This window comes from Rhodobacter sp. SGA-6-6 (assembly GCF_011043545.1).
In the GTDB taxonomy this organism is placed as follows: domain Bacteria; phylum Pseudomonadota; class Alphaproteobacteria; order Rhodobacterales; family Rhodobacteraceae; genus Pseudogemmobacter.
In genome coordinates this window covers 51172-64362 of sequence record NZ_JAAKGP010000012.1, presented here as the reverse complement: position 1 = coordinate 64362, position 13191 = coordinate 51172, and the positions used below count along the sequence as shown (strand labels likewise).

Genomic DNA, 13191 nt, shown 5'->3' with positions numbered 1-13191 from the left:
GAGGGACAGGTGCTACGACCGGAAACCGAACTCAGGGCGGTGATGTTCGCCACGCGCGGGCTGTCCGCGCGCATCGGCTGGCTCCTGGCGGCGGCTTCGGTCAGCCTCGGCCTGGCGCTGCTGGCCGAAGGGCGCGGGATGCAGGCCACGCTGGTGGTGGTCGGGCTGGCGCTGGTCGGGCTGGTGCTGCTGGTGCGCGGCCTCGCCTGGGCCGAGCGGCGGCGCGAGGCGCGGCTCGCCGCCCGGCTGGCGCTGCTGGTGGGCGAGGACGTGGCACCCTGCTTCTCCACCGACGAACTGGGGCAGGTGCTGTTCCGCAACGCCTCGGCGCTGGCGCGGTTCGGCGACAGCGCGGCCACGCTGGTCGCGGTCCTGCACGAGCAGTTCGCCTCGCCCGCCGCGGTGCTGTTCCGCCTGCAGTCGCGTGCCGCCGGCGCGGGCGCCGCGCGCGAGGATGTGGTGACCCGCCGCGGCCACATGCGGCTGTCGGTCCACCGCGTCGCCCCCGACCGTTTCCTCTGGCGGATCGAGGAATTCCAGGACCGCAGCCCCACCGGCCGCGGCGCCGAGGCGCTGAGCCTGCCGATGGTGGTGGTCAACCGCGCCGGCGTGGTGCTGTTCTCCAACGAGGCGATGCGGAAACTGCTGGGCGAGCGGCCGAAGCGGCTGGACCGCATCTTCCTGCAACCGCGCTTCTTCAGCGGCGAGGAGGTGCAGGTCTTCGGCCGGGACGGCCCCCTGCGCGCCATCGTCGCCGAGGTCGAGGGCCTTGGCGACCGGCGCGAGATCTTCCTGCTGCCCGCCGCCGACCGGCCCGAGGCCGACACCGTGCGGACGGATTTCGAGAACGTCCCCGTGGCGCTGATGAAATTCGCCGCCGACGGCAGCCTGCGCAGCCTGAACCGGCAGGCGCGGGATCTGCTGGGCGACATGCCGGTGGCGGAACTGTCATTCCACGACCTGTTCGAGGACCTCGGCCGCCCGGTGGCCGACTGGCTGTCCGACGTGGTCAGCGAACGCCTGCCCGCCGGGTCCGAGGTGCTGCGGGTGCGTCGCGCCCGCGAGGAAAGCTTCGTCCAGGTCCAGCTGCGCCGCATCGTCGAGCAGGGCCGGTCGGGCGCGCTGGCGGTGCTGTCGGACGCGACCGCGCTGAAGAAGCTGGAGGCGCAGTTCACCCAGAGCCAGAAGATGCAGGCGATCGGCCAGCTGGCGGGCGGGATCGCCCATGATTTCAACAACCTGCTGACCGCGATCTCCGGCCATTGCGACCTTCTGCTGCTGAACCATGCCCGCGAGGATTCGGACTATGCCGACCTCGAACAGATCCGCCAGAACGCCAACCGGGCGGCGGCGCTGGTCAACCAGCTGCTGGCCTTCTCGCGCAAGCAGACGATGAAGCCCGAGACGCTGGACCTGCAGGAGGTGCTGTCCGACCTGACCCATCTTCTCAACCGGCTGGTGGGCGAGAAGGTGCGGCTGAACCTGGCGCACGACCCGGGCCTGGCGCCGATCCGCGCCGACAAGCGGCAGCTGGAGCAGGTGCTGATGAACCTGGTGGTCAATGCCCGCGACGCCATGCCCGAGGGCGGCGCCATCCGCATCGAGACCGAGGCGGTGGTGCTGGCCGAGCCCTTGGTGCGCGACCGCGCGACGATCCCGGCCGGCGCCTGGTCGCTGGTGCGGGTGATCGACACCGGCACCGGCATTCCGCCGGACAAGCTGGGCAAGATCTTCGAGCCCTTCTTCACCACCAAGAAGACCGGCGAGGGCACCGGCCTCGGCCTCTCGACGGTCTACGGCATCGTCAAGCAGTCCGGCGGCTATATCTTCGTTGCCAGCGACCCCGGTCACGGCACCGCCTTCGAGCTGTTCTTCCCCGCCCATGAGGAGGCGGAGGAGGCCGTCCCCGAACCCGCCCCGGCGGAGGAGCCCGTCCGGCGGCCGGTGATCCGCCGCAGCGAGGGCGTGGTGATGCTGGTCGAGGACGAGGCCCCGGTCCGCGCCTTCGCCAGCCGCGCGCTGCGCCTGCGCGGCTTCACCGTGCTGGAGGCCGAGAATGCCGAGGAGGCGCTGAAGACGCTCTCCGATCCGGCGGTGGAGGTGGATGTCTTCGTCACCGACGTGGTGATGCCGGGGATGGACGGCCCGACCTGGGTCAAGCGCGCGCTGGAGGACCGGCCGGATGTGCGGGTGATCTTCGTCTCCGGCTATGCCGAGGACGTGCTCTCGGCCGACCAGGCGCGCATTCCGAACTCGGTCTTCCTGCCGAAACCCTTCTCGCTGAACGACCTGACCCAGACGGTTCAGGGGCAGTTGCAATGAGGGGGGGAAGGGGCGGTCACGCCCGCGGGGCAGGACAGGCCCGCGGGGTGAAGGAGGGGAGCCGAGCGGCGGTCTGGAGGCGGACGGCCGCCATGTTGGGAAAGTGGAGCGAGAGTCGGGCGCTTCCCGCGGCTGGCGAAAGATGGCCGGAACCTAGGCGGGCAGGGATGGAGAAGCCGGTCCCTCTCGCGGCCCGAACGGAGCGAAGCGGGCCGGCGGCGGGAAGGGCGAGGGCGAGCCTCCCGGATTGCCCGCTGCGGAGCGGCGGTTCCCGTCGGCCCACAGGAGCCATGGTCTCGGGCGGTTCGCAGCGGGCCGCGGGACTGCCGGATCAAGGGACCTGCCGAATGCGCTGACGGCGATCGCCCGCTCCTGCTTCGCCGCGGGCCGGGGCCATCGGATCAAAATGCGCTGACGGCCCATTCCCGCTTCGCAGCGGGCCGCGGGACTGTCGGATCGGACCCTGCCGAATGCGCTGACGGCGATCATCCGTTCCCGCTTCGCAGCCGGTCGCGGATGTTGGATCAAGGGAGCGGCCCACCGAACCCGCATCCGTCCGTTGCCCCGGGCGGCAGGTCTTGTCGGGGAAGCACCCGGCCTCAGCCCTCTGGATGCGTCAGCCGGTCGTAGAGCGCGAAATCCGCAGCGGCGGTCTGGTGCAGCAGGGCCTCGGTCTCCGGCGACAGCCCGGTCTGGCCGGGGGGCGAGACGTTCAGGCGCGGCAGGATGATCTCGCAGTCCAGCCGGTCCTCGAGGAAATGCACGAAGGTGTCGATTTCCTCGTAGCGGAAGAGGCGGTCCACCCCCTGGCCCTGGCGCGGGCGCAGGAAGCGTTCCTGGCTGCCGACATCGGCGAAATCGGGGCGGGGGTCGGAGCACCAGGCGCGCACGAAATCGTCGAAGCTCATCCCGCGGGTGGATTTCCCCGGCTCGGTGCCCTCGCGCTGGCGGAAGCGATACCAGGACCCCAGCCAGTCCCGCGGCTCGCGCATCAGGGCGACCACGGTCCAGTCGGCCTTGGACGCCGCCTCCAGATAGGGGCCGAAGAAGCGGCGGAAGCGGTGGACGGTGGTGTGCTTCAGCACCGGCGGCCGCTGCACCGACACCGCCGCCAGCGATTCGAGCGCGGCGGCGATCGCCGTCGACCCCGTCTTCGGCGTGGCCAGGAACACCAGCCGCGCCTCCCAGAACACCAGCATTCCTGCCCCTTTCACCGCACAAGGCCCTTTGCGGGCCGTTTTTCCTGTCGGCGTAAACTATCCCTTAAGGAAATCGCGCAAAAGCTGGATTCGTGACGATCCCGGTTGAAATGTTCCCGGTTTACCCCCATAACGGGCAGAACAGAGGCGGAACACGGGCAAGCATTGCCGCCCCCCGGTGGCTGTGGAATAAGGAGACGGAGATGACGGTCGCCAACCTTTTCGATCTTGGGAGCAAGCGGGACATGGACAAGCAGAAGGCGCTGGAAAGCGCGCTTGCGCAGATCGAGCGGCAGTTCGGCAAGGGCTCGATCATGAAGCTGGGCAAGGACAGCCCGGTGATGGAGATCGAGGCGACCTCGACCGGATCGCTGGGCCTCGACATCGCGCTCGGCATCGGCGGCTTGCCGAAGGGGCGGATCGTCGAGATTTACGGGCCGGAAAGCAGCGGCAAGACCACGCTGACGCTGCATGTGGTGGCCGAGGAGCAGAAGAAGGGCGGCGTCTGCGCCTTCGTCGATGCCGAACACGCGCTGGACCCGCAATATGCCAAGAAGCTGGGGGTGAACCTCGACGAGCTGCTGATTTCCCAGCCCGACACCGGCGAACAGGCGCTGGAGATCGTCGACACGCTGGTGCGCTCCGGCGCGGTTTCCCTGATCGTGGTCGACTCGGTCGCCGCGCTGACGCCGAAGGCCGAGCTTGAGGGCGACATGGGCGACGCCACCGTCGGCGCCCAGGCCCGGCTGATGAGCCAGGCGATGCGCAAGCTGACGGCCAGCATCGGACGGTCGAACTGCATGGTGATCTTCATCAACCAGATCCGGATGAAGATCGGGGTGATGTTCGGCAGCCCCGAGACCACCACCGGCGGCAATGCGCTGAAGTTCTACGCCTCGGTCCGCCTCGACATCCGCCGCATCGGCGCGATCAAGGACCGCGAGGAGGTGGTGGGCAACACCACCCGGGTCAAGGTGGTGAAGAACAAGGTGGCGCCGCCGTTCAAGCAGGTGGAATTCGACATCATGTATGGCGAGGGCATCTCGAAGACCGGCGAGTTGATCGACATCGGCGTCAAGGCCGGCGTGGTGGAGAAGTCCGGCGCCTGGTATTCCTATGGCGACGAGCGCATCGGCCAGGGCCGCGAGAATGCCAAGACCTTCCTGAAGGCCAATCCCGCCGTCGCCGCCGCCATCGAGGACAAGATCCGCGCGGCCAACGGGCTGGACTTCCACATGGAAGGCGGCGCCGGCGACGAGGATGTGATGGAGGGCTGAGGCCCGCCTGCACGGGGAGGCGCAACCGCGCGCTTCGGTGCCGCGGTGGTGGCCCCGCCGCGCAGGGACCAGGCCTACCGCCGGGGCAGGACGCGCCAGTGAAGCCCGGAGGAAGCCTGCCCGCGCAGGGACAGGAGGGCCGAGCGGGCGAGGCGGGCGCTGTCGGCTGGCCCTCGGAAGCAGACCCGCTAGGGACAGGAAAGGCCGGAGGCGCCCGCTCCGGCCTTTTTCGCGGCCCATGCGTTCCGCCCGTGGACAGGCCGGGAAACCGCGGCTAAACGGGGGCCGATTGCCCCCGTATCTGCCCGTATCGCCCCCGGAAAGGCCCCGCAACATGGCGTCCCTGAACGACATCCGCTCCACCTTCCTCGATTTCTTCCGGCGGAACGGCCACCGGGTCGTCGACAGCAGCCCGCTGGTGCCCCGGAACGACCCGACGCTGATGTTCACCAACTCGGGCATGGTGCAGTTCAAGAACCTGTTCACCGGGGTCGAGACCCGCGACTACAGCCGCGCCACCACGGCGCAGAAATGCGTCCGCGCGGGGGGCAAGCACAATGACCTCGACAATGTCGGCTATACCGCGCGGCACCATACCTTCTTCGAGATGCTGGGGAATTTCTCCTTCGGCGACTATTTCAAGGAAACCGCCATCCCGCTGGCCTGGGAACTGCTGACCAAGGATTTCGGCCTGAACAAGGACCGGCTGCTGGTCACCGTCTACCACACCGACGACGAGGCGGCGGCGATCTGGAAGAAGGTGGCGGGCCTGCCGGATGAGCGGATCATCCGCATCGCCACCAACGACAACTTCTGGATGATGGGCCCGACCGGCCCCTGCGGCCCCTGCACCGAGATCTTCTACGACCACGGCGACCATATCTGGGGCGGCCCGCCCGGGTCGGCGCAGGAGGACGGGGACCGTTTCATCGAGATCTGGAACAACGTCTTCATGCAGTTCGAGCAGTTCGAGGACGGCTCGCGCCGCGAGCTGGAGGCGAAGTCGATCGACACCGGCATGGGGCTGGAGCGGATCGGCGCGCTGTTGCAGGGCAAGCACGACAACTACGACACCGACCTGATGCGCAGCCTGATCGAGGCCTCGGCCCATGCCACCCATCAGGACCCGGACGGGCCGGGCAAGACCAGCCACAGGGTGATCGCCGACCACCTGCGGTCGACCTCCTTTCTGATCGCCGACGGGGTGATGCCCTCGAACGAGGGCCGCGGCTATGTGCTGCGGCGGATCATGCGGCGGGCGATGCGGCATGCGCATCTGCTGGGCGCGCAGGACCCGGTGATGTATCGGCTGGTGCCGGCGCTGGTGCGCCAGATGGGCGGGGCTTACCCCGAGTTGCAGCGGGCGCAGGCGCTGATCGAGGAGACGCTGAAGCTGGAGGAGACCCGGTTCAAGCAGACGCTGGACCGCGGCCTGCGGCTGCTGGACGACGAGCTGGCCCGGCTGCCGGAGGGCGCCGACCTGCCCGGGGCGGCGGCGTTCAAGCTTTACGACACCTACGGCTTCCCGCTGGACCTGACCCAGGACGCGCTGCGCGAGAAGGGCCGGGCAGTGGATGTGGCCGGCTTCGACGATGCCATGGCCGAGCAGAAGGCCAAGGCCCGGGCGGCCTGGGCGGGCTCGGGCGAGGCCAAGGATGCGAAGATCTGGTTCGAGCTGGCGGAAGACCGCGGCGTGACCGAATTCCTCGGCTACGACACCGAGACGGCGGAAGGCGTGGTGCTGGCGCTGGTGCGCGACGGCGCCGAGATCGGCGCGGCCCAGGCGGGCGAGGCGGTGCAGGTGGTGGTCAACCAGACCCCGTTCTACGCCGAAAGCGGCGGCCAGGTCGGCGACACCGGGCTGATCCGCACCGACACCGGCATGGTCGAGGTGACGGACACCAGGAAGGCCGCCGGGGTGTTCATCCACATCGGTCGGGTGGCGGAAGGCGGGATCAGCAAGGGCCAGCCGGCCAAGCTGGAGGTCGCGCACGGCCGCCGCAGCCAGATCCGCGCCAACCACTCGGCGACGCACCTGTTGCATGAGGCGCTGCGCCGTGCGCTCGGCGACCATGTGGCGCAGAAGGGGTCCTTGAACGCGCCCGACCGGCTGCGCTTCGATTTCAGCCATTCGCAGGCGCTGAGCCCGGCGGAACTGGCGCAGGTGGAGGCCGAGGTCAATGCCTTCATCCGCCAGAACGCCCCGGTGGAGACAAGGATCATGACCCCGGACGACGCCCGCGCCATCGGCGCGCAGGCGCTCTTCGGCGAGAAATACGGCGACGAGGTGCGGGTGGTGTCGATGGGCTGGCAGGACGGCTCCGGCAAGGGCGCGGACGGGCGGACCTATTCGCTGGAGCTTTGCGGCGGCACCCATGTGGCGCGGACCGGCGACATCGGCGCGCTGGTGATGCTGGGCGACAGCGCCTCCAGCGCCGGGGTGCGGCGGGTCGAGGCGCTGACCGGGCAGGCGGCGCTGGACCACCTGCGCGGGCAGGGCGCGCAGCTGGCCGAGATCGCCGCCGCGCTGAAGGCCCCGCTTGGCGAGGCGGTGGACCGGGTGAAGGCGCTGGCCGAGGACCGCCGCAAGCTGGAGAACGAGGTCGCCACGCTGCGGCGCGAGCTGGCCATGGGCGGCAAGGCCGCCGGGCCGGAAGCCCGCGAGATCAACGGGGTGAAGTTCGTCGCCCAGGTGCTGCAGGGCGTCTCCGGCAAGGACCTGCCGGCGCTGATCGACGAGATGAAGTCCCGCCTCGGCTCGGGCGCCGTGCTGCTGATCGCCGACACCGGGGCCAAGCCCGCGGTGGCCGCCGGCGTCACCGCCGACCTGACCGCGCGGCTGTCCGCCGTGACGCTGGTCAAGGCCGCGGCCGAGGCCATGGGCGGCAAGGGCGGCGGCGGCCGGCCCGACCTGGCGCAGGCCGGCGGCGCCGACATCGCCGCGGCCGAAGCCGCCATCAAGGCCGCGGAAACCCTGATCGGAGCCTGACCATGCCAACCGCCCTCTGGATCGCCCATGTCGATGTGACCGACGCCGAGGCCTATGGCCGCTACGCCAAGGAGGCCGGTCCCGCCATCGCCGCCCATGGCGGGATCTTCCTCGCCCGCGGCGGGCGCTATGTGCAGCTGGAGGGCAACGACCGCGCCCGCAACGTGGTGGCGCGGTTCCCCAGCCTGGAGAAGGCGGTGGAATGCTACCGCTCGCCCGCCTATCAGGCCGCGCTGGCCCATGCCAAGGGCGCCAGCATCCGCGACCTGGTGGTGGTCGAGGAAGTGGGCGAATAGCGCCAATCCGCGCGATTTTCCCCGCGCGCAACCGCCGGAACGTGGTAAAGTCGCGGAAAAACAACGCAGGCGTGACACCATGACCCAGAGCAGAGGGCCCCGCTGATGTGCCGGTGGGCCGCCTATTCCGGCGCTCCGATCTTCCTGGAGGAGATCATCAGCCGCCCGGGCCATTCGCTGATCCACCAGTCCCATTGCGCCACCCAATGCCATACCGCGATCAACGCCGACGGCTTCGGCGTGGCCTGGTATGGCGACCGGCCGGACCCGGGGCTTTACCGCGACGTGATGCCGGCCTGGTCGGACCCCAACCTGCGCAGCCTGACCGCGCAGGTGAAATCCGGCCTGTTCCTCGCCCATGTCCGCGCCTCCACCGGCACGGCGACCAGCCGCAACAACTGCCACCCCTTCGTCCATGGGGTGTGGAGCTTCATGCACAACGGCCAGGTCGGCGGCTACGAGAAGTTCCGCCGCGACGCCGACATGATGATCCCGGATCACCTTTATCCGCACCGCAAGGGCGCGACCGACAGCGAGGCGCTGTTCCTCGCCGCCATTGCCGAGGGGCTGGACGCCGACCCGCGCGGCGCGCTGGAGCGCGCCTCGGCCCGGTTCATCCGGCTGGCGCGCGAGAAGGGGGCGCTGCCCTGGCTGCGGATGACCGCGGCGCTGTCGGACGGCCGCCGGCTCTATGCCGTGCGCTACGCCACCGACGAGGCCGCGCCCAGCCTCTACTACCGCTGGTCGGCCAGCCGGCAGGGCATGGCGGTGGTCTCCGAGCCGCTGGAGGCGGACGAGGGCGGCTGGACCGAAGTGCCCGCCGCCGCCTTCTGCACCTTCGAGGGCGAGGCGGTGAAGGTGGAGCCGTTCCTGCCCTGCCGGCTGGCCTCCGCAGCCTGACGGGCGCGGTCAAGCCGGAATTTCGCTTCGTTTCCCGTAAGTTTTTCAAGAAATCACGAAAAATCCTTTCGGGATTCGCTTGATTGTTTACCCGACGGAAACGGCGTTAGCTGATCCCGCGGACAGATGCCGAAAAAATGGGCACGCCGCTCCCGATGAAAAGGAAGGGGACAGTGATGCAACTCGTCAATCCATCGCCCTCGTTGCACAACGAGGACCTGGCGCCCGCGACCGAAAGGAAGTGGGGTGCCTTCTCGATCTTCAACGTCTGGACCTCGGACGTGCACAGCCTCTGGGGCTATTACCTCGCCGCCAGCCTGTTCCTGCTCTGCGGCAGCTTCCTGAACTTCGTCATCGCTATCGGCATCGGCTCGCTGGTGATCTTCGTGCTGATGACGCTGGTCGGCAATGCCGGGGTCAGGACGGGCGTGCCGTTCCCGGTGCTGGCGCGGGCCTCCTTCGGCACCTTCGGCGCCAATGCCCCGGCGCTGATCCGCGCCGTGGTGGCCTGCTTCTGGTATGGCGCGCAGACCGCCGCCGCCGCGGGCGCGCTGGTGGCGCTCTTGGTGCGCAGCCCGGCGCTCCTGGAGTTCCACCAGACCAGCACCTTCCTCGGCCATTCCAGCCTGACCTTCATCTGCTTCCTGGTGGTCTGGGGCGCGCAGCTGATGATCATCCAGAACGGGATGGAGACGGTGCGCCGGTTCCAGGACTGGGCCGGCCCCGCGGTCTGGATCGTCATGCTGGTGCTGGCGGTCTATCTGGTGGTGAAGTCCGGCACCTTCTCCTTCGGGTCGGAAATCCCGCAGGACGTGCTGGTCGCCGCCACCGCCGGGGCAGGGGTGACCGCCGCCCCGGGCAGCTTTGCCGCGCTGGCTGCGGTGGCCGCCACCTGGATCACCTATTTCGCCGCGCTCTACCTGAACTTCTGCGATTTCTCGCGCTATGCGACCGACGAGAAGGCGCTGATGAAGGGCAACCTCTGGGGCCTGCCGGTCAACCTGCTGGCCTTCTGCCTGGTCGCCGGTGTCACCACCACCGCCGCCTATTCGGTCTATGGCGAGGTGCTGATCCACCCCGAGCAGATCTCGGCCAAGTTCGACAGCCTGTTCCTGGCCATCCTCGCCGCGCTGACCTTCGCGGTGGCGACGCTGGGGATCAACGTGGTGGCGAACTTCGTCTCCGCCGCCTTCGACTTTTCCAACGTCTTCCCCTCGAAGATCAGCTTCAAGGGCGGCGGCTATATCGCGGCGATCATCAGCCTGATCCTGTTCCCCTGGTCTCCCTGGGAGACGGGGGCAGCGAATTTCGTCAACTTCATCGGCTCGACCATGGGGCCGATCTTCGGGATCATGATGGTGGACTATTACCTGATCCGCAAGGCGCAGCTGAACGTGCCGGACCTCTACCAGGAGAACGGCGAGTTCCGGTTCCAGAACGGCTGGCACCTCAAGGCCTTCATCGCGCTCGGCATCGGCATCGTGTTCTCGTCGCTCTTGCCGACCTTCACCACGATCCTGCCGGCCTGGTGGGGCACCTACGGCTGGTTCTTCGGCGTGGCCATCGGCGGCGCGGTCTATTATGCGCTGCGCATGGGGCAGGCCAAGGTCTGAGAAAGGGAAGGGGGAGGGCGCAAACCCTCCCCCTTTCATCTGTCCACAAATATCCCACGGGGGTGCGGGGGTGTGAAACCCCCGCTCCTTCGTTTCGGATCAGTCCATCGCCTTGAAGTTCAGCGCCGCACCTTCCTTGATGCCGGAGAACCAGCGCGCCGTCACCGTCTTGGTCTTGGTGTAGAAGCGGAAGGCGTCCGGCCCATACTGGTTCAGGTCGCCGAAGGCCGAGCGTTTCCAGCCGCCGAAGGAATAATAGGACAACGGCACCGGGATCGGGAAGTTGATCCCGACCATGCCGACGTTGACCCGGCTGGCGAAGTCGCGGGCGGTGTCGCCGTCGGCGGTGTAGATCGCGGTGCCGTTGCCGTATTCGTTGTCCATCACCAGCTTCAGCGCGTCTTCGTAGCTGTCCTTGCGCACGGTCGACAGCACCGGCCCGAAGATCTCCTGCCGGTAGATCTCCATCTCCGGGGTCACGTCGTCGAACAGCGTCGGGCCGACGAAGAAGCCGCTCTCGTAGCCCTGGATCTTCAGCCCGCGGCCGTCGACCACCAGCTTGGCGCCCTGCTCTACGCCCGAGCCGATCAGGCCGAGCACCCGTTCCTGCGCCTGCCTGGTGATCAGCGGCCCGAAGTCCACGTCGTCGCCGGCGGTGTAGGGGCCGACCTTCAGCTTCTCGATGCGCGGCACCAGCCGCTCGATCAGCGCGTCGGCGGTCTGCGCCCCCACCGGCACCGCCACGGAAATCGCCATGCAGCGTTCGCCCGCCGCGCCGTAGCCGGCGCCGATCAGCGCATCCGCCGCCTTGTCGAGGTCGGCGTCGGGCATGATGATCATGTGGTTCTTGGCGCCGCCGAAGCATTGCGCCCGCTTGCCGTTGGTGGCGGCGCGGCCGTAGATGTATTGCGCGATCGGGGTCGAGCCCACGAAGCCCACGCCCTGGATGACGGGGTGGTCGAGGATGCCGTCCACCACCGATTTGTCGCCGTTCACCACCTGCAGCACGCCGTCCGGCAGCCCGGCCTCCTGCAGCAGTTCCGCCAGCAGCAGCGAGGTCGAGGGCACCCGCTCGGACGGTTTCAGGATCATGGCGTTGCCCGAGGCCAGCGCCGGGGCCATCTTCCACAGCGGGATCATCGCCGGGAAGTTGAAGGGCGTGATGCCCGCCACCACGCCGAGCGGCTGGCGCATGGCGTAAAGGTCGATGCCGGGGCCGGCGCTGTCGGTCATCTCGCCCTTCAGCATCGCGGGGGCGCCCATGCAGACCTCGACCACCTCGAGCCCGCGCTGCACGTCGCCGCGGGCGTCGGGCAGGGTCTTGCCGTGCTCGCGGCTGACCAGCTCGGCCAGCTTGTCCATGTTCTGGTTGATCAGCGCGCCGAAGGCCATCATCACCCGGGCGCGGCGCTGCGGGTTGGTGGCGGCCCAGGCGACCTGCGCCTTGGCGGCCTCGGCAATGGCGTGGTCCAGCTCCTCAGGCGACGCCAGCGCGACCTTCGCCTGGATCTCGCCGGTGGCGGGATTGTAGATGTCGGCGAAGCGGCCCGACTTGCCCGCGACGCGCTTGCCGTTGATCCAGTGACCGATCTCTTGCATGGAATCCTCCGATATTGGCTGGCACGGTTTTACCCTTGCGGAAACGCCAGACAAAGAGACAATATTCCAAAAGGGTTTTGCAGGATTGCAGGGATGGACTGGGACGACCTGCGGGTGTTCCTGGCGGTGACGCGGGCCGACAGCCTTTCGGGCGCCGGGCGGCGGCTGAAGATCGACCCGGCGACGGTGGGCCGCCGCATCGCAAGGCTGGAAGAGGCGATCGGCGCGCGGCTGTTCCAGAAATCGCCGCAGGGCTATGCGTTGACCGAGGGGGGCACCCGGCTCTTGCCCCATGCCGAGGCGGCCGAGGCCGCCGCCCGCGCCGCGGCCGAGACGCCGACCGGGCCGGAGGGCCTGACCGGGCAGATCCGCCTCGGCGCGCCGGACGGCTGCGCCAATTACCTGCTGCCGCAGGTCATCGCCCGCATCTGTGACGCCAACCCGGGGCTGGAGGTGCAGATCGTGGCGCTTCCGCGCCTGTTCAACCTGTCGAAGCGCGAGGCCGACATGGCCATCGGCGTCAGCCGCCCCTCGGCCGGGCGGCTGACGGTGCAGAAGCTGACCGACTACCGGCTGCATCTTGCCGCCAGCCGCGCCTATCTGGCCGCGCATCCGGTCCGCGGGCCGGAGGACCTGAAGCACCACCGCTTCACCGGCTATATCCCCGATCTGATCTTCGACAAGGAACTGGACTACCTCGCCGAGATCGGCGCGCCGCCGGTCACCTTCTCGTCCAACTCCGTCTCGGTGCAGCTGAACTTCCTGCGCCACGGCGCCGGCATCGGCGTGGTCCACGACTTCGCCCTGCCTTCGGCGCCGGAACTGACCCGGGTGCTGCCCGACGTCATCCGGCTGACCCGCAGCTTCTGGCTGATCCGCCATGCCGACGACGCCCGGGTTCCGCGCCTGACCCGCTTCGCCGAGGCGCTGACGCGCGAGGCCCGGTCGGAAATCGCGCGTCTTGAATCAATCCCTTGACAGGAACCGGCCCGCATC

Annotated in this window: 9 protein-coding genes; 7 read left to right on the top strand and 2 right to left on the bottom strand. The window is 68.8% G+C overall.

Translation table 11 applies throughout. The features are described 5' to 3' along the window. The first annotated feature begins 42 nt into the window (after nucleotides 1–42). Entirely contained in the window at nucleotides 43–2322 is a 2280-nt protein-coding gene (locus G5B31_RS17215) for an ATP-binding protein (RefSeq protein WP_205912001.1), read from the top strand. 599 nt (nucleotides 2323–2921) lie between these two features. Here G5B31_RS17215 and G5B31_RS17210 read toward each other — a convergent pair. Beyond that, nucleotides 2922–3521: a hypothetical protein gene (locus G5B31_RS17210; RefSeq protein ID WP_165019447.1), complete on the bottom strand. Its 600-nt coding sequence runs from the start codon at nucleotides 3519–3521 to the stop codon at nucleotides 2922–2924. 203 nt (nucleotides 3522–3724) lie between these two features. Here G5B31_RS17210 and recA point away from each other — a divergent pair, with 203 nt between their 5' ends. From recA to G5B31_RS17185, 5 genes are all read left to right on the top strand, one after another. Beyond that, complete coding sequence (gene recA / locus G5B31_RS17205) at nucleotides 3725–4798, top strand: recombinase RecA (protein ID WP_165019446.1); 1074 nt, start codon at nucleotides 3725–3727, stop codon at nucleotides 4796–4798. Between the two features lie 334 nt (nucleotides 4799–5132). After that, nucleotides 5133–7787: an alanine--tRNA ligase gene (gene alaS, locus G5B31_RS17200; RefSeq protein ID WP_165019445.1), complete on the top strand. Its 2655-nt coding sequence runs from the start codon at nucleotides 5133–5135 to the stop codon at nucleotides 7785–7787. A 2-nt stretch (nucleotides 7788–7789) separates the two neighbouring features. Continuing rightward, entirely contained in the window at nucleotides 7790–8083 is a 294-nt protein-coding gene (locus tag G5B31_RS17195; RefSeq protein ID WP_165019444.1) for a DUF1330 domain-containing protein, read from the top strand. Nucleotides 8084–8188: 105 nt separating this feature from the next. After that, the gene (locus tag G5B31_RS17190) at nucleotides 8189–8983 is read left to right on the top strand and encodes a class II glutamine amidotransferase (RefSeq protein WP_165019443.1); all 795 of its coding nucleotides are present in this window, start codon (nucleotides 8189–8191) and stop codon (nucleotides 8981–8983) included. 176 nt (nucleotides 8984–9159) lie between these two features. Continuing rightward, nucleotides 9160–10596, top strand: coding sequence for an NCS1 family nucleobase:cation symporter-1 (locus tag G5B31_RS17185; protein WP_165019442.1), 1437 nt, complete (start codon nucleotides 9160–9162; stop codon nucleotides 10594–10596). 99 nt (nucleotides 10597–10695) lie between these two features. Here the strand turns inward: G5B31_RS17185 and G5B31_RS17180 are convergent, their stop codons facing one another. Then, the gene (locus G5B31_RS17180) at nucleotides 10696–12195 is read right to left on the bottom strand and encodes a CoA-acylating methylmalonate-semialdehyde dehydrogenase (protein WP_165019441.1); all 1500 of its coding nucleotides are present in this window, start codon (nucleotides 12193–12195) and stop codon (nucleotides 10696–10698) included. A gap of 93 nt (nucleotides 12196–12288) precedes the next feature. Here G5B31_RS17180 and G5B31_RS17175 point away from each other — a divergent pair, with 93 nt between their 5' ends. Beyond that, nucleotides 12289–13173 carry a LysR family transcriptional regulator gene (locus tag G5B31_RS17175; protein ID WP_165019440.1) on the top strand — a complete coding sequence of 295 codons (885 nt, stop codon included), beginning with the start codon at nucleotides 12289–12291 and terminating at the stop codon, nucleotides 13171–13173. Nucleotides 13174–13191: the final 18 nt, after the last annotated feature.